The organism is Longimonas sp. (assembly GCF_040409695.1).
Taxonomy (GTDB): Bacteria; Bacteroidota; Rhodothermia; order Rhodothermales; family Salinibacteraceae; genus Longimonas.
On sequence record NZ_JARWGJ010000063.1, the window covers coordinates 20897 to 43733 of the forward strand.

The window sequence follows — 22837 nt, forward strand, 5'->3', positions numbered from 1 at the left end:
GCGCGTAAGGAGCGGTCGTGCGCTGTTAACGATGACAATAGCAGACGTTAGCGGCCCCATCTGTTCTGCGTAGCGTCTGTCTGCCAACCGAGGAGGCTCTTGCCTGGCTCACCATGGCGACACGTTGAAGAGGGGAAAGGACCGTACGAAACCGACCCACTCTTCAAGCCTCAATCACCCTACTGCTGCTCTATTGCATCGGCGTCGGCGTACTGATCATATCAGGCAGGTCGTTGGCATTGTCGTTTTTGGAGCGGACGCAGGCAGCGATGAGATTCGCCTTCGAGAAGTCGCCGCCGGTGAACCAGCGCAGGATGCCCTCGCGCCCAAGCAACTCGCGCTGGATGGCATCCAGTGACTGCCCTTCGCGGTGATACCGGCGTTTGACCTGTCCGCAGAGCGCTTCGAGGTAGCGTGCCTTCTGCTTGAGGGCTGTGGCGCCTGCATCCACCACGCCACGATGCCCGCAGAAGAGGACGTCAGCGGGAAGCTGGGCCATGGCGTGCAGCGATTGGGCGAGAGCGTATACGTCTTCGTCGAAGCGCAAATACGCGACGCGAGGCGATAGGAAGAGGTCAGCGGTGAAGAGCCAGCGGCGTTCGGGCACGTGCAGGCACACCATGTCGTCGGAGTGGCCGGGCGCCGGGTGGGCGTGCAGCGTAGCTCCTATCGACAGAGGAAGCTGCTCGGGAAGGGGCTCTGCGTTAAGTAGAGGAGGTGTGCCCCACACGACACGGCGATACCACTCAATCGAAAAACCCTCCTGTAGCCGTTTCAAGCTGGTTTCGGGAGCATACACCGGCACATCCAGAAGCTCTTGGATACGTGCTGCATTTCCGGCATGGTCTTCATGGTGGTGCGTGCAGACGACACGCTCAATGCCATGCGCTTCGTGCTCGTCTTCCACGAAGCGGCGCACGGCCTTCCATTGATTGGGCGGGCCAGTGTCAATCAACGTGTGTCCAATGCGGTAACACACGCTGCTTGTATTGAGCCCGATTGGCCAGCGCCCGGACTTCAGTCCAGCCACGTCGTCGTGCGAGATGCGGGTACTGCTCATGTTTGAAAACGGGTAGGCGTCTAAAGTACAGATAGTGGGCATACCTGAAAGGGAGAAGCGAAGCGTATGCTCAGGATGCCCTTATGCCAGGAATCGGTACGAACCAGCGGGTATGCAGTTCACAGACGGGCGTTACGTAGCAGTTCGTGCAGAGCATGGGCAAGCGCGCCGGATGCCCCCTCGTTGGTATCTGGCCCCGAAAGCAAGGCCAGCGTTTCAGGCTGCAACGCACGTGCCACGGTAGCCCCTAACTGCCCTGGGGATTCGGGCGGAACGATGAAGCCGGTGCGCCCCTCGTCGATAGCATTGGGCAGGTTGCCGACATCGGTAACGACAACGGGTCGGTCGAAGTGGGCTGCTACGCGCACAACGCCGCTCTGGGTGGCGTGGCGGTACGGCTGCACGACCAGGTCGGCTGCCGCAAAGTAGCGGGCCACTTCGCGTTCTGGAATGTAGCGGTCATCCCACCGCACCTGGTCTGGCTGTGGGAGCGCGTCGATCTGAGCCTGGTATGGGGCGGGGGCATCATATGCTTCGCCTGCTACACAGAGCCAGGCATCGGGGTGAACAGCCTGTACGTCGGGCCAGGCATCGAGTAAAAGGTCAAGTCCTTTGTATTGGCGTACAAACCCGAAGAAAAGGACGATGGGCCCTTCAGCAGGTAAGTTAAGCTGAGCACGGGCAGTAGCGCGGTCAGGTGCGGGGCCAAATCGGGTATAGGTAGGGTGGTCAACTTGAAGGACGGGAAGGTCGTGCGCAAGTGCGTGTACATCGCGTGCTACCGTGTCCGAGAGCGCAATGGCACCGTCTATCTGGTGAAGAAACCCTTTGCTGAGCCACCTGTCGCCCACATGGCGCTCATGCGGAAGGGCGTTATGCACTACGGCTACGACAGGGCGCCCAGCGCTACGCATCCGCCAGGCCAACCAGCTAAAGGGGGGCGCCATGAACGGCATCCAGTACTGGATGACGGCGCCTCCGAAGGGACCGTTTTGCATCCACCGGGCGGTGCGGTGCCACGAAAGTGGGTTTAGCGTATCGATGCGACGATGGGGGATGGGAAGGTCGGGTGGGGGTGGTGTATCGGTAACGGTCTGTGTGCGACCGGGAAAGAGCCATTCAGGATACTGGCGCTGGAAGGTGCACAGTACAGGGGGATACCCCATCTCTTTTAAGGACCGGGCGGTGCACTCGGTAAAGTGCGCAATGCCCCCACGATAGGGATAAGCCGGTCCGATGTGGACGATAGGGGCGTAGGGGGGCGAGAGCACAGGGGACATCGCATTGGGGAAGACAGCAGAACATGCAGGGCACAGGTGCCCCATAAGGGTGCACAGAGCCAATCATGAGAATCCGAGTACAAACCGTAACATTGTATAGCGTACAAGAAACGGGTAGGTAGCCTGTGCGTGTCGTATCTACTAATTGCAATGTACCGTGTTTTTTATCATAGCTGACTTTAAAGATATGCACCGACTTTTATCGTATAGCGTCGTCGTTCTCCTCGGGCTGGCCCTGGTAGGATGCGGAAACGCCTCTTCTGAAGTCACTCCTGAGAATGATGCGGCGTCTGAAGGGGATGTCGTAGGCGAGGTCGTAATGGAGCGGGTGGAGAGCGAAGAGGAAACGTTTCAGGTCGTGCAACTGGCCGACAATCTGGAGCATCCGTGGGCGGTTGCGTTCTTGCCAGAGGGCGATATGCTGGTTACAGAGCGCCCCGGACGCCTGAACCGGGTGTCGCTGGACGGCACGGTTACGCCGATTACCGGGCTTCCTGAAATCCGTTCGGTAAACCAGGGCGGAATGCTTGACGTGGTGCTCCATCCGGAATACGAAGAGAACGGGTGGGCGTATTTCACCTACTCATCGCCGCAGGGCGACGAAGTGACGTCGACCACGGTAGCACGCGCTCAGGTTGAGGGCGATGCGCTTGCGAACTTCGAGGTGCTGTACACGCAGGAGCCTGCACACGAGCCCGGGCGCCATTACGGGTCGCGTATCCTCTTCTTGGATGATGGGACCATGCTCGTGACGATTGGCGACCGCGGACTGCGCGATCCGGCACAGGATACGCAGGACGACTCAGGGGCTACGCTGCGCTTAAATGACGACGGCAGTATCCCTGCTGACAACCCGTTTGTGGGAGACGATAGCGTACGCGACTCCCACTTCTCGTACGGCCATCGCAATCAGCAAGGCATTGACCTGCATCCGGAGACACGCGTGCCGTGGTCGCATGAGCACGGGCCCCGGGGCGGCGATGAGTTGAATATCGTACAGGCTGGCAAGAACTACGGCTGGCCCGAAGCCACATATGGCACCGAGTACCGTGACGATTCGCCCATCGGCATCGATCCGGATGAGACCGACGAATTTGTCCATCCAGTCATTCACTGGACGCCCTCCATTGCGCCTTCAGGCATGGCGTTTTACACCGGTGACGTGTTTGCAGGCTGGGAGAACAACATCTTTGTCGGAGCACTGGCGCATCAGCATGTGCGCCGCGTCGTGCTCGATGGCGACGAGGTTGTGCATCAGGAGGAACTGCTCCGTAACGAGCTGGGCCGCATCCGCGATGTGCGCGTTGGCCCCGATGGGTTTATCTACCTGCTGACCGATGAGTCGAACGGAGAGCTGCTTCGCCTCGAACCGGTATCGTGAACCGGTATCGTGGGTTGAGCCGCGGGCTTAGCTGGCACAGGCCGCTATCTGCAACAGAGCGGTACATGGTTCAGCAAAGAAGGGCCAGAAGGATGCATACGCACGCATCCCCCTGGCCCTTTTCTGTTGCAGCGTGCAGCGGCGGGGCCTACCAGAAGGCAATAACCATGACGACGGTAACTACAACGATCGCAACCGACTGCCAGCGATAGTCCTTGTACCAGGGCATGGGCTCTTCGGGCTCAAGGCTCCGGTTCGACCAGGTGAGGCCGTCTACCTTCTTGGCTTCGGGCTGCTCGTCGAATGCGATGGCTACTCCTGTGGCAAGCAGCAGGCAAAGCACGGTGAGGATGCCCGCGATGATTGTGAAGTGAATATTGATGATGTCGTTGACCCAGAAAAGAAAGATTGCGAGTGAGAGGGCATGGCCGCCTACCAGTGTGACGAAGGCACTGTGCCCCCCCATGCGATCCCAGAACACGCCCAGCAGAAAGACAGCAACAACGGGTGGCACGAGGAAAGAGAGCATCTGCTGGATGTAGTTCCAGAGGCCCTCGAAGTTCAGAATCATCGGCGCCCAGAGCGCAGCTGCAACCATCAAGACAATCGTAATCCAGCGTCCGAGTGTGCCGACCTGCTCGGCAGTCAGGTCGGGCTTGTTGGGCTTTACGAAGTCAACGGTGATCAGCGTGGAGGCGGCGTTCAGGGTCGAGTCGATGGTCGACATGATGGCTGCGATGAGACCAGCCAGCACGAGTCCGACAACGCCAACGGGAAGCAGCTCGGTAACGAGCGTAGGGAAGACGAGGTCAGCTTCGGGAAGGTCGGGGTAGAGCGTGAGCGCCCAGGCGCCGGGCAGCACCATGATGAAGAGCGGTGCCAGCTTGAGGAGTCCGCCCAAGAGGGCGCCCCAGCGAGCCTGTTTGAGGTCTTTCGCGCCCAGGACGCGCTGCACGATATACTGATTCAGCCCCCAGTAGTAGAATCCGAGAACCGGTACGCCAATAAGCGTACCCAGCCAGGGCAGCCGGCCTTCGGGGTTATCGACTGGATGGATCATGGAAAGATGGCCATCAGGGAGGGCCGCCGTGGCCTGGGCCCACGAGAAGTCGAACTGCGCAAACGTGAGTACGGCGATAATGCAAGATCCTACAAAAAGAATGACGGCCTGGATTACGTCGGTATATACGACTGCAGCAAGTCCGCCTGCTGCGGTGTAGAGTCCGGCAACGAGCGCGAGCCCGAAGGCTGTCCATAGAAACGGCAGTTCAGGAAAGAACATCTGAAGCACCAGCGTGCCGGCATAGATGCCCCCCGCGGCATCAATCAGGATGCTGGTAACCACGGTGAGCCCGGAGAAGTACTTTCGCGAGCGCACGTCGAAGCGCTTTTCCAGATACTCTGGAATGGTGGTGAGGCGCGATCGGATAAAGAACGGGATGAAGAAGAACGCCATGAACACGAGCACGAGCCCGGCCATCCACTCATAGTTTGAGACAGCGATGCCGGTGCTGTAGGCATCCCCTGCCAGTCCAATCAGCGTCGTGCTGGAGATGTTGGAGGCAAAGAGCGACAGCCCGATGGTGCCCCACATAAGCGAGCGCCCGGCGAGAAAAAGGTCTTCGCCGGTGTCGATGCGCTTGGCGATGTAGTAGCCGATTCCGAACACGATAATAAAGTAGCCCCCGATAATGAACAGGTCGAGGGTGCTAATCGGGAAATCAGTCATGCGGGATAAAGTTGGTTCGCACCGGTATGATGGATTCAACGCGCTACCTGGACGCGAAGTCCAGGAACGCACAAGAGGAAGCGTTGCAGTCTACCGAACAGAACGGTAGTGGTCAAGCCCGCTCATCTATTGTGGTAGGTGTGGAGAGCAGAGAACATCGCCTCGCTCTATCGAGCCCGTTAAAAAGGCCCGACCGTACAGGCGGTCGGGCCTTTTTATGCACGCTCGAAGGCATGCTGACAGAGAATGCACTGCCTTCGGGTGGGGGAAGCGCGCTACACAGCGCCGTACCCGTTACAGCCGGTAGGTGAGCGAGGCCGTAATGCGGCGCGGCAGGATGGGCCGTGCGTTGAAGAACGGCGACTCGCTTGGATCGACACCGGCAGGCAGGCGGGGGTCGCCCTCAGTGAGTCCCCGGCTGTTGAGTGCGTTGAAGGCACGCAGGCCAAAGCGGAGCGACTGCGAGTCCGCGAAGCCGACCGTGTAGCCAAGGCCAGCATTGACGATCGTGTAGCCTTCAAGCTCCTGGAAGTTGCCTTCATCGGCGAAGCGCTTACCCGTGTATTTGGCGCTCACACTTGCGTCGAAGCCTGCACGGTCATAGACGAGCTCGCCCTGCGTCATGAACTTGGGCTGACGCTGGATCCAGTTGCCCGTGTTATCACCAAAGTCGGTGAACTCGTGGTCCTGCACGGTCACCATGCCGTTAATCTGGAAGCCTTCTGCGAAGGGGGGTACGATGGCCCCTGTAAGCTCGACGCCGAGCGTACGGCTTCCGCCAATCTGTTCTGGCACGATCTCAACGACGCCGGTGTTGGGGTTGAGGCGTGGATCTGCCGAGAAGCGATTGTTGAGCTCGGTGTAGTAGAAGGCCAGCGTTCCTGATACGTTCGGAGAGCCCGCCTTTACGCCGAACTCTCCCTGCCAGAACTCTTCGTTATCCAGATCGCCAATCTCGGCATCTGGGGCAACGAGCGGAGCCAGCGAGGCAAGCTCGGGAAAAAAGTATCCGCGCGAGCCTACGCCGTACAGATTGAAGACATCGCTCAGGGCATAGTTCAGCCCGAGCGAGAAGGCCGCGTCGGTTGAGCGAACAGATCGGCGGGTGAACTGGCTGTTGCCCCACTGGAAACCCTGCACGGCAAGCGCATCGCCAAACGCACCATCGGCGCCAACCGCTTCGCTTCCCTCAGAAACGATCTCGGCCTGACGCAGCTCGTACCGTGCGCCGATGTCGATGCGCAGGTCGTCGCCAACGGTGATCTCGTTACCGGCGTAGACAGCAGCCTTGTTGCTCGCGAACTCGTTGTTTACGTACACGCTGGCTGCGTTGCTAAGGCCGTTCTGGGTGACACGCGTTTCCTCGCCGGTCGCCGTATCCTCAATGAAGAGGTCGATAAGGCGAGGCTGATCCGCAAACTCGCTCAGCACGCTGCTGTGCGTATCCCGCTGGGTGACCTCGGTACGCGAGAGGAACCCACCCACGGTTACGTTCTGCGTTGTGTTGCCTGAACTGAACGTACGCGAGAGCTGCACATCGGTCGAGAAGTCGGTGTACGGACGGTCCCAGTTCCAGGCGCCCTGGTCGATCACGAAATTCGGGCTGCCAGGCGTGCCGGGGTTGAACGACTCGGTGCTGTTTGCATAGCGCCAAACTGCTTGCTGTGTGGGAGCCGTAATAAACTGATCGGCATACTCAAACGGATCCTGGAAGGCCGGAAACGGAATGAAGATGTTGAACTGGTGCTGCATGTCTGTCCACCGCACGCGGCTTTCCAGGTCGTATCCGTCGCCCAGCTCTTGAACGAATTCAAACGTGACCGATGCACCGTTCGTAACGATGCCACGGTCCATCTGGGACTGAAAGACGCCATCGGGTGAGCGGAAGCTGAAGTCGGCAGCGCCGCGTGCATTCACTGTGGTGATCTCACGCCCGTCGTTGCCCGCTGCAGCTTCGCCTGTATCACGGTCGTGCGGGAAGGGGAGAAAGAACTGGCTACTGTCGTCGATGTACTTCGCGTAGATGCGGATGTAGCCGTTGTCTTGCAAGTAAGTGAGATTGCCCTTCAACTGCAGACCTTGCGTAGGCAGTCCCGAAACGACGGGGCCTTCGTCGTAGCGGTAGAAGCCGCCAATGTTATAGCGCAGGTTTTCGCCCAGCGGACCGTTTGTGTTGAAGTCGAGGCGATAGAGATTGTCCTGGCCAACCTGTGTGCGAAGCGTGGTCTCCTGCGTACTGCCGCCCGTTTTGCTGATGTAGTTAATCAAGCCAGCGGGTGAGCCCACTCCGAAGAGCGCGGCGCTTCCGCCACGCACAAATTCAAGCTGCTGTACGTTCAGGTCGTTGCGGAAGTAGATATCCTGCGAGCTGGTTGTGGTACGCGTCTCGGAGATGACGGGCATGCCATCTTCCTGAATCGGGTTGTACTTGAACTGCCCTGGCGCAGGCAATCCACGAACAAACACGTTGGCTGCGACCTCACCGCCGCCGCCCTCGGTATGTACGCCGGGTACGGAGCGAAGAATATCGGCCTGGCTATTCGGCTCGATGCGTTGAATGTCATCGCCCTGAATGACGGAGATTGAGCTGGTGGTTTCGCGCTGGGTGCGTTCCTGTCGGGTACCGGTTACGACGGCGCCCTCCATCTGCATCACATCCTCGCGAAGCTCGAAGTTCTGCTCAACAGTCTCGTCGGCAGCAACGGTCACTTCGGCCTGTGCTGGCGCAAACCCGACAAACGTGGCCCGTACGGTGTATGTGCCCGGATCGATGCCTTCAAGGCGGTAGGCCCCATCGGCGTCGGTAGTTGTGCCACGTGGAGTGCCACGAAGCACGACCTGCACGCCGGGCAGAGGCGAGCCATCGGTCTCCGTTACGGTACCTTCAATCGCGCCTGTCTGCTGTTGTGGGGCAGAGGCCCGCACCGGCGCCGCGCGTTCCGACTGAGGAACGATAGCATACGAGCGTTCGCCTACTTGCTCGTACGATAGTTCATGCGGGTGGAGCAGGCGATCGAGCTGTCCGGTGAGCCGGGCCGGAAGCGCTTTTCGGCTACGCACGCGAAAATCGTCGAGTGCTTCATGTTGATAGAGAAAGGTCACGTTGTGCTCTTCTGCTACGCGTGAAAGCGCTTCCTCGAGCGATATAAAGACAGGGTCCTCATCTGCAGCAACAGCCGACTGGTCGGCGAGTACGGTGGGGGACTGCGCACCGGCGAGCGGAGCGCTCCATCCCAGCATCAACAGAATGGTGAAGGCGATAAGAGATCGCAGGGGTATCGTAGTGGATGGCCTCATGGTAGAACCTCGTAGGCGTTTGCGAGAAACAAAGTGAGTGAACACGTTGGTGAACAGACCACTACAGAATGTATCTGAGGCCGGAGTAGCTATCGGGTCGGACAAACTACCGGATGGTGATGCGCTGCGCATCGCGCTCTATGGGGCGATCGAGGATGCCACGAAGGCCCTCAATAAGCACGTCCAGGTCGTTTTCAACAGCGCCTGATATCTTCATATCGCGCACTGAAGATTCGGTTACCGCAACAGAATATCCGTAGGTGCGCTCGATGCGCGCCGCGATGGCGCTTACCGGCGTGTCATCAAAGACGATTGTGTCGGTCGTCCATGACTGATAAGCCTGCGGATTTGTCTTTTGCGTCTGCTGGATGCCGTCGGAGCGGTTGAACGTAACCCAGTCGCCAGGAACGAGCGTGTGCGCAGCACTCGTATCGGTATGCGACGCCACCGAAACAGCTCCGGTGGCAAGCACGACATCCGTGTGCGCGTTCCAGTGGGTTACGGTAAACGTGGTGCCGGTAACACGGACGGTGCCATCGGGGGTGTGTACTTCGACGGGAGGTTGGGCATCGTTGCGAGATGCAACCTCAAAGCGCGCTTCCCCGCGCAGCGTAAGCTGGTGCGGCTGGTCATCTTGATAAGTGAGCGCGGAGTTGCCGCTCAACGTAGCGACGACCTCGTTGCTCACGTTGACTGTTGCGCGTTCGCCATACGCAGTCTGCACCGTGTGCTCTGTCTCTTGAGAGGCAGGCCATATGGTACCCGGCTGCTGGACCAGCACAATGCCGACAGCGAAAAGAACGACCAGGGCCGTAGCGCCCCATGTCCAGGCATGTCGCTGCGATGATGGACGCTTCGTGCGCCGGGGGCGACGGTTGGGAGCACGCGTCGGTGCCGTACGGGCATCCGTACTGGCATCTGCCATGGAAGCGCCGGTGCGTGCCTGTTCAAGTCGTTCCCAGGCGGCGTCGACGAGCTCGGGGTCTTGCATCGTGTCGCTAAACTCCACAGCCTGCACCGAGCGTTTCGCTTCGCGAACGGCCCGAGCGTGCGCGTCGCTCTGCTGCGCCCAGGCGCGCCATTGAGCGTCATCCTCGGCATTGTGCAACATCTCGGGGTGCGCCCATCGCTGAAACGACGGCTCGCCGAGCAGATGTTCGACAAGTGCCTCGTGGCGGTCGCTCATATAAAGGAGGATGGTAGCTAATACGGGAAACACAGAAGCATTCCTGCTATGTGTGTGCTCTGTTCACTGTGTAAGAGACACCAAAAGGGCAGGTGTACGCTTCTGAATTGAAACGAAAATGTAACAAGGTGGCCACCGTAAAGAATTGGCTTTATTGCTCTGGGCCTGCCTACCATAGGCACTTTGTTGGACACGGTTAGGGCCTCAATCATGACGCGTCGACAGTCTTGATATGTTTACGAATATGTGAAAGTGCTTCTGACACGTAGTTTCGAGCTGTTTGGTGAGTGATAGCCATAACATCAGCAATTTCGGGATGCGTAAGTCCGTGGTTAAATCGGAGGTAAAGGGCTTCTCGTCGCCGTTCTGAGAGGGTTTGTATGGCTTTTTGCACGTTGGCTTGCTGCTCAGCTTTGTGCTCGTGAGCCGTAAGCAGTTCCTCCTTAGAAAGGATAAAGGCGTCGAAGTGAGGTGCAAGTGATTCGCGCTGGGAATGACGGTCGCGCTCAGACTGTATGCGCTTTAGAAGACGCCGCCGGAATGCCGAAAGGAGATAACTGCGCGGATGATTGATCTCAGACAGTTGCGTGTCGCTCCGCCAAAGCGATAGAAAGACGTCTTGGATAGCATCTTCAATCCATTGATGCTGATGAACCAGGCGCATCCCGTAGTTACGCAAGTCGCTGTAGTGCATGCGAAACAGCCCCTCAAAAGAGGATGCTTGTGCATCAGGCGAACTGGATGCGTTGGGAGCGAAAGGAGACACTTTGAGTTGGTGCAGCCGGTCGATAAAGCATAGAGTAGACAGGTGCCAGCGGATGCCAGCTATGTCGATACAACACAGATCTGGTGTTAACGTTCATTTAACAAAAGGAGACCCTTCGTCTATCTTGCCGCTAAGCGTAGTTGTTGCCACATCTTTGCGAGAACAGCTTTTAGGGCCATCAGGCTCACCTGATTGTACGGGTGTTCTCCCTAAAATAGACGTTCAGTGGCGCTGAGTCGGTACTTTGTAACGATATCTGAGACGGCGTTACGCTGGCGCTTAGCACGTGTCTTCCAGGTGCAGTTCAGGAAATGCAATCACTTCTCTCAAAGCCCGGTCTCTGGTGGGGGACCGGGCTTTTTTATATCTGGTCTCTAAGGTAGCTACAGAAAAATAGCGACGGAAGAAGCAGGTGCTCGAAAAGATGCGGTGTAGGTGCGCAGCCTGCGTAGAGCTTTCAGACGCTGCCTAATCCGCATGAGGCGAAAACGTACCACCCGTACGCACGGAAAGGGCAGCCCTCATATGGTGAGGACTGCCCTACGGGCTTCGCCAGCCTTTGAGAGGCCAGCGGAGATGCGTGCTGTACAGTGGCGCCTGAAATCAGGGAGCAGACTGCACGCTCTCGAATACTGCATTTCAGAGCGCAGCCGTACGTCGTTACGAAGCAGCGGAGCACCTCTCCGTGGGTGCCCACCGACTCGTTTGCCTGTCAGACCCTAACTGTACGATGTTTACAATCGTTTTCTGCGGTTGCCGCGGTTGCGATGTCGACGGCGGCGCGCCTTCTTCTCCTTCAACCGCTTCTCTTCAGACGGTTTCAAGTACGACATATTCTGCCGATACTCCCGAAGCACACGGCTCCGGTTTACCTGGCGGCGAAACCGCTTAAGTGCACGATCAATCGACTCGTTATTCCGAACTTTTACACCTACAGCCAAAGTAGATCCCTCGTTATTGTAATCTGTTTCATTATGCGACGCTTGATTGGGTGCACGGACCTGTTTAGCCCGGGCATTCATTCGTTACGAGAGTCGTATATCGGTGTTTCTGCATTTGCGTTCTGTCCTCTTTCCCTATCTCTGCATTCATCATGGCTTCTTCCCCCTCGCTGGTTCTGGCCACACGCAATCCCGGTAAGGTCGCGGAGTTTCGCACGCTGCTCGACGATCTGCCGCTTACCTTACATACGCTCGACGAGTGGCCCAGCGCGCCTCATGTTGATGAAGACGCTCCGACCCTGAAAGGCAACGCACGCAAGAAAGCAAAATCGATACATGCCTATACCAGGCAGCCCGCCATAGCCGATGATACCGGACTTGAAGTAGACGCGCTTGACGGGCGTCCGGGTGTGCACACGGCTCGTTATGCCGGGCCGGATGCCACCGACGCGGATAACATCGCTCATCTGCTCGATAATCTCGCGGGCGCAACGACGCGGGGCGCTCAGTTTCGCACCGTCATTTCTATCGTAACAGCGGCGGCGACGACATCTGTGGAGGGGATCTGCCGGGGCACCATTGCCCACGAACCGCGTGGACAGGCAGGGTTTGGGTATGATCCGGTGTTTATCCCCGAAGGGCATACAAAGACCTTCGCTGAGATGACGGCCGAAGAGAAAAATGCAGTGAGCCACCGGCGGCGTGCACTCGACGCGCTACGCTCGGTGCTCGACCGCCGGTTTGACAAGCTGTTTGCCTAACAAGAAGCAGAGTTGTGTAGAGCTGTACAGCAGCCCCTGCGTCGACCATTCACATTCATCCATAGCCCGGTTTTCTCACGTTTATGATTGCACTTGTACAGCGCGTTTCCGAATCGTCGGTCACGGTAGAGGGCGACACGGTTGGCGCCATCGACTCTGGGCTGCTCATCCTGTTGGGCGTGCACCAGAACGACACGGAAACGCAGGCTGATGCGCTTGCCCACCAGTGCGCGCATCTGCGTATTTTTCCAGACACGGAAGGACGAATGAACCATTCGCTCCTGGATACGGAAGGCGAAGCGCTTGTTGTGCCGCAGTTTACGCTCTGTGGCGACACGAGCCAGGGGCACCGCCCGTCGTTCACGGATGCAGCCCCGCCCGACCGTGCCAGGGCGCTCTACAAGCGGTTTGTGCGTGAGCTTGAGGCTACGCTGAAGCGTCCGGTTCCTACGGGCGTATTCGGCGCTATGATGGACGTCCATCTCGTTAACGATGGACCCGTCACGTTCTGGCTCGACCAGCCGGGCCCTACTGGCGCGTAGTTGCCCACAACCGGTAACTCCTGTGGATAGGCTGCATGTGTGCATGCAGGTCGCTACACAGTTCGGTCGCTACACAGTGTGGCGGCAGCTATAGCTCGGGAGGACGTTCTACCGTGATTGTTGCGGACGTTCGCGACAGACTGCCAAAGATACCTGTACCGCCCTCGATGCGGTCAATCACATTCGGAATTTCCCCAGGCGACAGGCCGCCCTGCTGTGCATCTTGCGTGCGCACCAGATCGTAATAATTCTCATCAGGGGCGTTGATGGCGACGTCGTTCTGGCCGTAGAAGGCAAACCCGATCCACGGCACATCGAGCGTGATGGTGCCGTCGTCGTTACGGGTAAACGTGCGTTCGTTGATGAGCGGAGAAGCACCCCGCCTGAACTCGGCAATGTTATCTTCGTCAGGGTCGTACACGTCGGCATAGAACGGCGTAAGTTCTTGTGCGAGCTCGTCATCACTGCGCTGATCGAAGTCCAGCAGCGACGTTATAGAGAATGCGTAGACGTTCTGCCGCTCTGTGGCCTGGGTAGGACGAATCGTGAACTGCGGCTGCTCGGGGCCCTGGTACACGACGTCAGTGTTTTCGATGCGAATCACCTCGATTGTGTCTGGAACGGTCGTTTCAGCACGCACCTGCTGGTCATCTGTTGTCGTTACGTCGAGCCGATAGCGCGCCCGGGGTATTACGGGCGGCGGATCGTCGACGGAGCGGTAGAGGCCTGGGGTGGTTTCTTCATAGGGATACGTGGCGGTGGCGGTGCCATCGGAAGCGAGCTGCTGAATCACGACGTTAGCGCCGCGAACGGCAGCCTCTTCCGGGTCGAAGCGGTCGGTGGCGGCAACGGACTGCATGAGCCGCACGGGAGGGAGGGGCTCTTCAGCGATTAGATAGGCCTCCACAACGACCTCAGACTCAGGGTCGGTCGCAACCGTGTCGCATCCCCCCAGCCCAATACCGAGGGAGAGACAGATGCACGCAATAGCCAGCCAGTGAAGCGGAGCGGTATGCATGAGAGTTAAAACGTGAGGGTGAGAGCAACGTTAGGCAGCGGCACGGGAATCTGCGGGATGGTATTGCGGGTGACAGAGCCGTCGTCTTCGAACTCAAACAGATAAAACCAGATATTCTCGCGGCCATAGGCATTGATAAGCTGGAACTGCAGCTCCATGTCGGCGAGTCCGAAAAAGCGTCCGGTGCGCTGCACGCCGAGGTCGAGGCGGTGATACGCAGGCAGCCGGTCGTTATTGAAAGGGCTAACCAGTACGTCGCGTGTCGAGACGTCGGACTGCAGCGGGTCGTCTTGCAGGCTGTATCGAAACTGGGGATTGGTATAAGGCTGTCCGGTGGCGTAGTTGAAGGTCGCCGTGGCGCGCCAGCGGTCTGACAAGTTGTAATTGAGCACCACATCCAGGTCGTGCGTGCGGTCGAACTTCGGCACGTAGAAGTTCGGCTGTCCTTGCGGGTTCACGTTTACGTCGGGAAACTGCCGTTCGGTGCGGCTCAGCGTGTAGGCGACGAAGCCCGTAACGGGACCTTCGTTGCGGCGGATGATCCATTCGTTGCCGTAGGCGATGCCGCGTCCAAACCGAAACGTTTCGTTGTAAGGGAGGCCCGACAGGTCGGGAAGAAACGGATCTTGTTCGAACAGGTCGCGCATGGTGCGAATGTAAGCCTCCGATTCGACCTCCCAGCCACCATCCCACTGCGTCTGTACGCCTACGGCCCACTGGTCGCCAAACGCCGGCGGCACGCCGTCGTCGGTCATGAGCCACGAGTCGAAGCCCGTAAAGAGCTCGCTCGATTCGAGCGTCAGGAACTGATAGTAGCGTCCGTAAGCCGCCTGCAAGCGCAGGCTGGGGTTGAGGTCGTAGGCTACCGAGAGACGAGGCTCCAGGCGCCAGAAGTTGCCCTGGTCGAAGTACGTGCCGCGCAGCCCGCCGCGAATGCGCCATGCATCAGTTGGGCGGTAGGTGTCTTGCACGAAGAGCGCGAGGTATCCGCTTTCGATGTTGCGCTGAAACGACTCGATGCCGTCGAACGTGTTGCGCAGGTCAAACGAGAGCGCCCCGCCCCACAGTCCGGCTTTAATCTCATGTTCGGGGGTTGGGGTGTACTCAAAATCAGCTTTCAGGGAGACATCGGTGACCTCGTTGGACTGTGTGAACTGGGTACCTGCAATGTTGGCGACGGGGGTGCTGCGGTAGCGCGAAGCGGTACCTGTAACCGAGGTGAAGAGCCTCGAAGAGACCAGGCGCGTCCAGTTTGCGCTTGCCGTGCGGTTGCCGTACGAGATGTCAAACTGTCCGTCGTCGAGAAACTCCAGGTCGAGCTGGTCCTGGCCGCCGTACACCGAAAGCGAGAGGCGGTCGTCGTCAGTGAGCGTATAGTTGATCTTGGCGTTGATGTCGTAGAAGTAGAAGCGGTCGGGGATGCCCTCAACATCAGCACCGCGCAGCACGGCCAGTAGCGGCTCAAGCGTAGAGCGCCGCACCGCCACCATGTACGACCCGGCGGCGCTGTCGGTCTCTTCGTCTACGCCGTACGGTCCTTCAACATAGGCGCGGGAGGCCAGGAGACCCACGCTGAGCCCGCCCCGGGTTTCGCGGCGGTTGCCATCCTTATTGTAGATATCTACGACACTGCCGATGCGCCCGCCGTACTCTGCCGGGAAAGCCCCCTTGTAGAGCTGTACATCTTTGATCGCGTCGGGGTTGAAGGTCGAGAAAAACCCGAAGAAATGCGACGGATTGTAGACAGTGGTCTGGTCCAGCAGAATCAATGTCTGGTCGGGACTCCCACCGCGGATGTAGAGTCCACTCGAAAAGTCGCTGGCGGCTTTAATGCCGGGCAGGTACTGCAGCGAGCGAAACACGTCGGGCTCAAGCACGGCGGGCAGCTCGCGAATCAGGTCGGTAGAGAGCCGCTCTACCCCGATGGTACGGTCGGCCTCTTCGGTATCGCCTTCGACGATCACCTGGTCGAGCGCCACGTCGTCGGGCAGCAGCTCCAGGTCGAGGCGCCGCTCTTCGCCTGCTTCGAGCGTAACCGTTTCCTCGGTGCTTCGGTAGCCGATGTACGAGGCCCGCACGGTATACGTGCCGGGCGCCAGGTTGCCAATCGTATAATACCCGGCGTTGTTAGTGGCTGCGCCGCGCTCGGCCTCACGCACCAGCACGTTTGCACCCAGCAGGGTTTCGCCGGTTGTGGCGTCGCGCACGTATCCGTTCAGCGCAGCAGAAGGGGCCTCAGAGGCTTGGGCATGGGCGCCAGCAGCACCAGCAGCAAGAATGAGGAGCACGCCGGCCAGGACGCAGGTGTATAAAAGAAGCGAAGACAGCAAACGCATCACAGAAAGAGCCAGGGTACAATAGCAGTAAAAGCAGGCCGCCCAGCCTATGAGAGCGACGATATACAGAGTGCAACGCAGCGCGTGCACAGAAGCAGCGCGTGCATCAGTATGACTGTGAAAAACAGCAACCTTGCGTACGCCGTTGACGAAACTATTCAGCGAGTTGTTACACGGCAATCGTAAAGATGCGAACAGTCCGATAGCGCCTGCGCAGGCCCATCTGTTTTAGATGGATTGTGATACCAGTATGGCGGTATATTGCTTCATCTTATCCTATAGGTTCAGTGGTGTGACGCGTTGCTTTACGGATGCCTTGTTATTTCTTTAAACTTTTTGCGATATTGTGCGGTGCGATGCATTGCGATGCGTCGCGGCACATTGTGAGGCGCTATTATTACGTGCACCGTTTACTGCCAACCGCTTTGTACGGAAAGATGACCCGTACCCATTTGCTCTTATCATGAAAGCCAGGTCCCTATGTTGATTCCAAGTATGATCCTTAAGCAGCTATACACCTTTGGCAGCCTCGAAAATACCGACCAGGGGGTTCAGTTTGCTATCAAGAACCGCCTGAAAGACGCAACCCTTACACAGCTCAAAGGCGTCAAGATTGACGGGGAGCCGGTAGCGCTTTCAGACATACGCTTGCATCTCGGTGACGGGACGACGCTGGCCGCCCCCGATCTTGAGAAGGGCACCACGATCGACTTTCCGCTCCGCCGCACGCTCAGTGTGGTGTGTGATACAGAGGCGCTGGGTGTAGGAAAGCATAGCATTTCCATCGCGTTCAAAAGCAAGCCATTCGGATCGCTCGACTTCACGGTCGAAGACGCAATTACCGCCAATGAAGAGACGCTGCCCCGTATCCCACGGAATAAAGACGATGATTACAGTGAGGCGGCAATCGAAGAACGACAGGCGTTTCTCCGCTCCTTTACAGAAACGAACCCCACACACAGTTTTGAGCACTCGTTCGACCCCCACCTTACACAAGGAAATATTGAGCACTTTGTAGGGGTGTCGCAGGTGCCGCTGGGCATTGCCGGACCGCTGCAGGTGAACGGGGAGCATGCGCAGGGCGAATTCCTGATACCCATGGCCACCTCTGAAGGCACGCTGGTTGCTTCGTACAACCGGGGCATCAAGGTGGTAAATATGAGTGGCGGCGTGAAAGCCACCGTTGTCAACGATTGCATGCAGCGGGCACCGGTTTTTGTGTTTTCGGATGCGCGGGAAGCGCGCGAGTTTAGAGACTGGGTCGACAACCACATGGACGATGTGCGGCGCGAAGCCGAGTCTACCTCCAGCGTGGCCAAGCTGCTCTATATTGACACCTACCTGTCGAATAACTTTGCGTACCTGCGTTTCAACTATCGCACCGGCGATGCAGCCGGACAGAACATGGTGGGGCGTGCCACCTTCACGGCCTGCGGGTGGATTCTGGATAACTATCCTGATCCGATTGAGCATTTCTACCTTGAGTCCAATTTTGCTACCGACAAGAAGGCCTCACAGGTGAACGTGATGCGTACGCGCGGCAAGCGTGTTACCGCCGAAGCGACCATCGACCGGTCGGTGCTGGAGCAGCATATGCGGGTCGACCCGGAGAGCCTGCACTACCATTGGAACGTGTCAACGGTCGGCGCCTTCCTCTCGGGGGCGAACAACAACGGTGCGCACTCGCCGAATGCCATTACGGCGATGTTCATCGCTACCGGGCAGGATGTTGCCAACGTGTCGGAGTCTTCGGCTGGCGTGCTCTACACCGATGTGACCGACGAGGGCGATCTGAAAATCTCGCTCACGATCCCCTCGCTCATTGTAGCTACCTACGGAGGCGGTACGGGGCTGCCCACGCAGCGCGAATGCCTGGAGATGCTCGGTTGTTACGGAAAGGGAAAAGTGCGTAAGTTTGCAGAAATTGTTGCGGGGGTCGCGCTGGCAGGCGAACTGTCGTTGGGCGCGGCAATTTCATCGTCAGACTGGGTGTCCAGTCACGAATCGTACGGACGAAATCGATAGCCGTGTCGCGTAAGACCTTATACCGGCACGTCAGACGCCGCCTTCTGCATCCCTCAAAACCCATATGGCATTTCAACAGATAGATGTCTACCTGCCCGATACGCAGGAGACTCTCGGAAAACTGGGCGCCGATGTGCCCATTGTAGATCGCCACACGGTTACGCTTGCCGATGGACGTGTGCTGGAGCGTCTGATTGTCGATGGCACGCTCACCGAGGCGGCGCTGGAACGCCTGCAGAAGCAGATGGGCCACACCAAGGACTACCGCATCGTGGTGTCGCCTATCGAGGCGACGCTGCCACGTCCAGATGAAGACGAAGAGCGTAAGTCGACGAACGGCTCCGATCGCATCAGTCGCGAGGAGCTGTATCAGGATATGAGCGACTCGGTGAAGATGCGTGGTGTCTACTTTGCTCTTGTGGCGCTTTCGGTGGTGGTAGCAGCCGGGGGGATGATGCGCGACAATACCGCTGTCGTTATCGGGGCCATGGTAATCGCACCGCTCATCGGGCCCAACATTGCACTCGGGCTCGGCACCACGCTGGCAGACCGGTCGCTCATCGTGAAAAGTCTGAAGACCAACCTGAGTGGATTGCTTGCCGGACTCAGTCTGGCGTTCGGTATGGGGCTGGTTTTGCCGGTCGACCCGGGCCAGTCTGAGATTGCGCTGCGCACGGCGATCGGGCTGCCCGACGTTGCACTGGCCGTGGCTGCTGGTATAGCAGGTGCGCTGGCGGTAACGCGTGGACTGTCTACTGCGATTGTCGGGGTGATGGTTGCTGTGGCTCTGGTGCCACCTCTGGTGGCTGTGGGGCTGCTGGCCGGGAGCGGCGAGCACGACCTGGCCTACCAGGCGGCGCTGCTGCTGGTTACCAATGTGGCGGGGGTGAACCTGGCCTCGGTGCTCACCTTCCTGGTGATGGGCGTACGCCCGATGACGTGGTACAAGACCGAGCAAGCCAAGAAAGCCACCCGCTGGGCACTGGTGCTATGGACGCTCGTTCTGGCCGTGCTGGCTACTGCCATCTGGCTGGCTGCATAATCGCATGGTGCTTCCCCATCTTCTGTAAGCTGCCTATGACCGATACGCTGCTCCCCGATGCCATCGCTTCGGCGCTCACCACCGAACGCTTTGGCCGGTCGCTGCGCTATCACCATGCTGTAGGGTCTACCAATGCTTTGGCGGCCGAATGGGCCCAAGAGGGCGCTCCTGAAGGGGCAGTTGTGCTAGCTGAGCAGCAGACGGCAGGCCGCGGACGCCACGGGCGCTCGTGGGTGGCACCGCCGCACCAGGCGCTCACCGGGTCGGTCGTGCTGCGCCCGGAACTGCCTACGGAGTTGCTTTCGCTCATCCCGCTCGCTGCCAGTCTGGCGGTCGCGGATGTGCTGGGTACCTATCCACTCGCCGATCCGCCACAGATCAAGTGGCCCAATGATGTGCTCATTGGTGGACGCAAGTGCTGCGGGATGCTGCTGGAGACGTCGATGCGAGCAACAGCGAAGGCATCCCCCCGGCGCTCTCCTGTCGTGTTGGGCATCGGACTGAACGTGAATCAGACCGAGCTGCCTTCCGGCGCAGAGGCCACATCCCTCCGTATGCAGGTGGGCCGCTCTGTGCCCCGTGCGCCGCTCTGGGCTGCGCTCATGAAGCAGCTGGAAGCGCGGTACGATGCCCTGCACGACCCCGATGCCCGCACGGCGCTGCGCACGGCATATACCGAACAAATGCTGCATTACGGCAAAACCATTACGGTGCGTGTGCCGGGGGCCGAACGTACAGCCACGGGCACGGTTGTAGGCATCGACCCATCGGGGGCGCTTCGCCTTCGCACGCCTCGCGGTGTGCAGGCCTTTCATGCAGGCGAGGTAACCACCCGGACGGCGTGATGTGCGCCTTCAGCAGAACCTACGTAATCATGACCCCATCTTGATGGCTACATCCTGGCTTATTCTTGATATCGGAAACAGCGCTGTAAAGTGGGGGCAATTTGCCAATGGGGTTCTTCGGGATACAGGGCGCCTGGAGCTCGATCGAAGTGATTTCGCGCATCCCGCTGCCTGGCAGGCCGCACTGAAAGACGTGCTTCCAGATGCGGGAGTACGCGCCGGAATCGTATCGGTCGTTCCCGACGCGAACGCGCCCGCACAGGCTGCTGTAACGGCCTCCACAGGAGCGCCTGCACGTGTGCTACAGACCGAAGGCTGGCTGCCGTTTACGCTTGCCTACAAAACACCGCAGACGCTCGGCACCGATCGGCTGGCAGCCGCTGCAGCAGCCTGGCTCGACTACGGCATGGCCACCGAGGCCAATCCGGCACGCAGCGTGCTCGCGGTTGACGCCGGCACGGCCCTCACCATCGAGGTGGTTCGTCACGACGCAACGTACCTGGGCGGGGTGATCGCACCGGGACCGCGCCTGCTGCGTGATGCACTGGCCACAGGCGGTGCACAGCTCCCTGCTATTGACCTGAACGTGCCCGCGCATCCTACCGGCACCTCTACCGAGCACGCGCTGCAGAGCGGTATCATGCACGGTTTTGCCGGAATGGCCGAAGGCCTGGTAGCCCGCCTGGAGGCAACGCTACCTGACACGCCTCGAATTCTGCTGACAGGCGGAGCCGCTTCGCTGCTTCAGGATACGCTCCCCCGCATCGACGCGCATGTTCCCCATCTGGTGCTACGCGGCGCGTACCGGCTGCTTGTAAACCGCATGGAGGAAGACCTTGCGCAATCGGGGTAGGGCCAGATGAAAGGCACGGTAGCGGCCGGGCACGGTAGCGGCTGGGCAAGGCAGAGCAGTGCCGAAGAGCGGGGTGCGGAGCGCGGCCGGCGGCGCCTAACGGTTATGCGAGTGCGGCCTCTGTCAGGACGACAGTAGCCACGATGAGGAAGAGCACCCCCATGCCCTTCTCCAACACATCGTCAGGAATTTTTGCGGTAGCACGGGGACCCAGCTGTCCACCAATAAGCACGCCGGGCACGGTAAACAGCAGGATGCGCAGGACCTGGTTGACCGCTTCGGCATCGGCGGTGGCGAGCTGCACAGCGTGGGTAACGGAGGCAGCAAGGGCAGTAATAGCCACCACGAACACGCTTGTGGCAATAGCGACGGTGCTCGGAATGCGGCAGCGTTGCAAGAGCAGGTAGCCGTTCAGTTCGCCGAGTCCGGTTGAGAGCATTCCAATAAACGTACCGCCAATGCCGCCAGTGAGCAGCCCCTCGGTGCGGTTGAAGACGGTGTAGCAGTGCTGCGTGCCGTTGGTCGTCACGAGGCAGCGCTCGGCGTGTTCTTTGGGTTGTTGCGCCCGCGCATCCAGCTGCTGCTCCAGGTCGTCGTCGGGGGTGCGCAGAAAGCTCATCGCTACAATGACGAGGCCCATACCCAGGATCGCCTTCAGGATGTCGGCAGGCACAAAGTGGGCCACCCACACGCCAAAGAGCGCCGCAGGCACAGTAACGAGAAGCAGGTCACGGCCCATTTTGTAGTCGATGGCGCCGCGCGTGTGGTAGGCATAGAGTCCGCTGCTAAAGCCAAACACTTCGGTGATGAGTCCAACGCCAATGGCCGTAACCGGGTCGAGCCCAAGCACGATCATGAAGAAGGGAGAGAAGAAGGTGGCGCCTTCGACGCCCGATCCCATCGCAATGGTGGCAATGAGGATAGCCACAGGAAGCATGAACCAAAACTCGAACAGCATAGCATGGAGCGGGAAAGCGGTCGGTGTGCGAGTTAGGAGTCAGCGTGGCGCTTCCAACAGGTAGTAAAGCAGGTTGTCGGTGAACGCCGGATCGCGCGTCATGGCGATGTGGTCAGCAAACAGAAAGGTGACCTGCGACCACTGGATGGGCGAATTGAGCGTGGGCTGCCAGGTCCCATTCACCCGCTCGTCCATGAGTGCACTGGAGCGCAGTACGGTGCCATCGCCCGGAGCTTCGCCTGCATCAGAGAGCGTGCCGGTGGTGCGGTCCACCGACAGGCGGGATAGCGTAGGCTCGGCATCACCGGCAATGAGGGCGATTTCGGTGGTGGGCGGCGGCGTGGCTGGGATGTCGAGCGCTGCGGTGAACTGCCGGGCGCGTTCCAGGCTCTTCCGCTGGTGGTCGAGCGCAATACGGCGGCGCTCGCGGGTGTCCTCTACGTCCGGCAGGAGCTGCTGGAGCACCGCATCTTGCTCGGGATCCGCCAGGCCCCACCCCATCCGCTGCCAGAAGTCCGGGGCAAACAGCGAGTCAATCGTTACGCTGGGATCCTCGGCATCCACCAAGGCGCCATGACGTCCTCGCGGCAGCAACTGATACCCGGCGGGCATGGTGCCGAGGATCGCAGGAGCGTAGTCCGGTGTGAGGCGTGAGGTGCGTTTCCCCTCCACCATCTGGCGCAGCGCTTTGGCGGAGCCGGCGTTGGGCGTGCCCACGAGCACCGCGCGGGAGACGTGCTCGGCCCCAGCCCAGGTGATCTCGGGGGCGGAACCGTCTTCGGGCAGGTCCTGGTTGCCGTAGCGCAGGTAGTAGCGC

General features: G+C 59.4%; 17 protein-coding genes and 1 pseudogene. 7 read left to right on the forward strand and 11 right to left on the reverse strand.

The annotated features are described in order from the left end of the window. Positions 1-190: 190 nt before the first annotated feature. Together PPP56_RS03810 and PPP56_RS03815 are read right to left on the reverse strand one after the other, a co-directional pair. Positions 191-1060 (reverse strand): MBL fold metallo-hydrolase, encoded by an 870-nt coding sequence (locus tag PPP56_RS03810; protein ID WP_353562706.1) that lies wholly within the window; start codon positions 1058-1060, stop codon positions 191-193. A gap of 119 nt (positions 1061-1179) precedes the next feature. After that, positions 1180-2340 carry a glycosyltransferase gene (locus PPP56_RS03815; protein ID WP_353562707.1) on the reverse strand — a complete coding sequence of 387 codons (1161 nt, stop codon included), beginning with the start codon at positions 2338-2340 and terminating at the stop codon, positions 1180-1182. A gap of 187 nt (positions 2341-2527) precedes the next feature. Here PPP56_RS03815 and PPP56_RS03820 point away from each other — a divergent pair, with 187 nt between their 5' ends. Continuing rightward, a complete protein-coding gene (locus tag PPP56_RS03820) occupies positions 2528-3721 on the forward strand; it encodes a PQQ-dependent sugar dehydrogenase (RefSeq protein WP_353562708.1) in 1194 nt (397 codons plus the stop codon). Between the two features lie 148 nt (positions 3722-3869). On the opposite strand, the gene PPP56_RS03825 is transcribed toward PPP56_RS03820, so the two are convergent. The 5 genes from PPP56_RS03825 to rpsU all read right to left on the reverse strand — a co-directional run bounded on the left by PPP56_RS03825 (position 3870) and on the right by rpsU (position 11640). Continuing rightward, positions 3870-5450 carry a sodium:solute symporter gene (locus tag PPP56_RS03825; RefSeq protein ID WP_353562709.1) on the reverse strand — a complete coding sequence of 527 codons (1581 nt, stop codon included), beginning with the start codon at positions 5448-5450 and terminating at the stop codon, positions 3870-3872. Positions 5451-5744: 294 nt separating this feature from the next. Further along, positions 5745-8747, reverse strand: a complete 3003-nt coding sequence (locus PPP56_RS03830; protein WP_353562710.1) for a TonB-dependent receptor — start codon at positions 8745-8747, stop codon at positions 5745-5747. 106 nt (positions 8748-8853) lie between these two features. Further along, the gene (locus tag PPP56_RS03835; RefSeq protein ID WP_353562711.1) at positions 8854-9933 is read right to left on the reverse strand and encodes a FecR family protein; all 1080 of its coding nucleotides are present in this window, start codon (positions 9931-9933) and stop codon (positions 8854-8856) included. 208 nt (positions 9934-10141) lie between these two features. Next, entirely contained in the window at positions 10142-10699 is a 558-nt protein-coding gene (locus PPP56_RS03840) for an RNA polymerase sigma factor (RefSeq protein ID WP_353562712.1), read from the reverse strand. Between the two features lie 734 nt (positions 10700-11433). Beyond that, positions 11434-11640: a 30S ribosomal protein S21 gene (rpsU, locus tag PPP56_RS03845; RefSeq protein WP_353562713.1), complete on the reverse strand. Its 207-nt coding sequence runs from the start codon at positions 11638-11640 to the stop codon at positions 11434-11436. A gap of 152 nt (positions 11641-11792) precedes the next feature. Between rpsU and rdgB the strand changes: the two genes are divergently transcribed. After that, positions 11793-12401: an RdgB/HAM1 family non-canonical purine NTP pyrophosphatase gene (gene rdgB / locus PPP56_RS03850; protein WP_353562714.1), complete on the forward strand. Its 609-nt coding sequence runs from the start codon at positions 11793-11795 to the stop codon at positions 12399-12401. An 83-nt stretch (positions 12402-12484) separates the two neighbouring features. Next, on the forward strand, positions 12485-12943 hold the full coding sequence (gene dtd, locus PPP56_RS03855; RefSeq protein ID WP_353562715.1) for a D-aminoacyl-tRNA deacylase: 459 nt from the start codon (positions 12485-12487) through the stop codon (positions 12941-12943). Between the two features lie 88 nt (positions 12944-13031). Here the strand turns inward: dtd and PPP56_RS03860 are convergent, their stop codons facing one another. Next, entirely contained in the window at positions 13032-13961 is a 930-nt protein-coding gene (locus PPP56_RS03860) for a DUF4249 family protein (RefSeq protein WP_353562716.1), read from the reverse strand. Between the two features lie 5 nt (positions 13962-13966). After that, on the reverse strand, positions 13967-16297 hold the full coding sequence (locus PPP56_RS03865) for a TonB-dependent receptor (RefSeq protein WP_353562717.1): 2331 nt from the start codon (positions 16295-16297) through the stop codon (positions 13967-13969). A gap of 480 nt (positions 16298-16777) precedes the next feature. Here PPP56_RS03865 and PPP56_RS03870 point away from each other — a divergent pair, with 480 nt between their 5' ends. The 4 genes from PPP56_RS03870 (at position 16778) to PPP56_RS03885 (ending at position 21062) form a co-directional block, all read left to right on the forward strand. Next, positions 16778-18322, forward strand: a complete 1545-nt coding sequence (locus PPP56_RS03870; RefSeq protein ID WP_353562718.1) for a hydroxymethylglutaryl-CoA reductase — start codon at positions 16778-16780, stop codon at positions 18320-18322. Between the two features lie 64 nt (positions 18323-18386). After that, positions 18387-19364 carry a TIGR00341 family protein gene (locus tag PPP56_RS03875; protein WP_353562719.1) on the forward strand — a complete coding sequence of 326 codons (978 nt, stop codon included), beginning with the start codon at positions 18387-18389 and terminating at the stop codon, positions 19362-19364. 35 nt (positions 19365-19399) lie between these two features. Continuing rightward, positions 19400-20209, forward strand: coding sequence for a biotin--[acetyl-CoA-carboxylase] ligase (locus tag PPP56_RS03880; RefSeq protein WP_353562720.1), 810 nt, complete (start codon positions 19400-19402; stop codon positions 20207-20209). Positions 20210-20252: 43 nt separating this feature from the next. Next, complete coding sequence (locus PPP56_RS03885) at positions 20253-21062, forward strand: type III pantothenate kinase (protein ID WP_353562721.1); 810 nt, start codon at positions 20253-20255, stop codon at positions 21060-21062. A 103-nt stretch (positions 21063-21165) separates the two neighbouring features. Here PPP56_RS03885 and PPP56_RS03890 read toward each other — a convergent pair whose 3' ends face one another. Further along, positions 21166-22020 (reverse strand): sulfite exporter TauE/SafE family protein, encoded by an 855-nt coding sequence (locus tag PPP56_RS03890; RefSeq protein WP_353562722.1) that lies wholly within the window; start codon positions 22018-22020, stop codon positions 21166-21168. Positions 22021-22059: 39 nt separating this feature from the next. After that, a pseudogene (locus PPP56_RS03895) lies at positions 22060-22837 on the reverse strand (hypothetical protein); the annotation flags it as partial.